The 637-nt window shown below is 69.5% G+C and carries 1 pseudogene; it reads right to left on the bottom strand.

The window, feature by feature from the left end:
• Positions 1-525: pseudogene (locus tag QM019_RS12675) on the bottom strand (transposase family protein); the annotation flags it as partial.
• Positions 526-637: the final 112 nt, after the last annotated feature.

Genomic DNA, 637 nt, shown 5'->3' on the forward strand with positions numbered 1-637 from the left:
GCGGGTGTGTCGCCAGACGTGCTCGTCGACACCGATCGTGGTCACCCCGTCGAACCTGGTCGGGTCGTCGATGAGCCGCCGCTTGCCCTCGGCGAGGATCGCGGTGTTCGCGGTGTGCCAGGACACCCCGAGGCCTGCTGCGGCTCGGGTGACGGTGAGGTGGTCGACCACGATCGCGGTGAGTGCCCACGCGATCCCGCCGCGGGAGATCTTCGCCCGCGGCGCCGCAGCCTTCGTCGTGTCCTGCCGCCACGTTCGGCGGCAGTGTCCGCACCGGTAGCGGCGCACGCGGACCAGCAGCGTCGTCGGCCGATGCCCGAACGGCTCGTGCGCGAGCGGCCGGGTCACCGTGTCACGCGGCACACCCTCAGCGCCGCACTTCCGACACCACGGATCGTCGTCGACGACGCGGCACTCAAGTACTGCCCGGTCGGGCTCGAGCAGCTGTCCGACGGCTTCGAGGCCGAGCTCGTCGAGGCGGCAGAACGTGGTGAGGTCAGGGGTCGCGAACGTAGGGTGGTGCAAGTCGAGGTCTTCCGGCGGACGGTGAGTGTGAGAACTTCCATCCTGGAAGACCTCGACGTCTATCCGCGAACCAGCCGGCGCCCCTCGACTACACCCTCAACTGCGAAGAGCC

It is taken from the genome of Gulosibacter sediminis (assembly GCF_030011715.1).
Lineage (GTDB): Bacteria > Actinomycetota > Actinomycetes > Actinomycetales > Microbacteriaceae > Gulosibacter > Gulosibacter sediminis.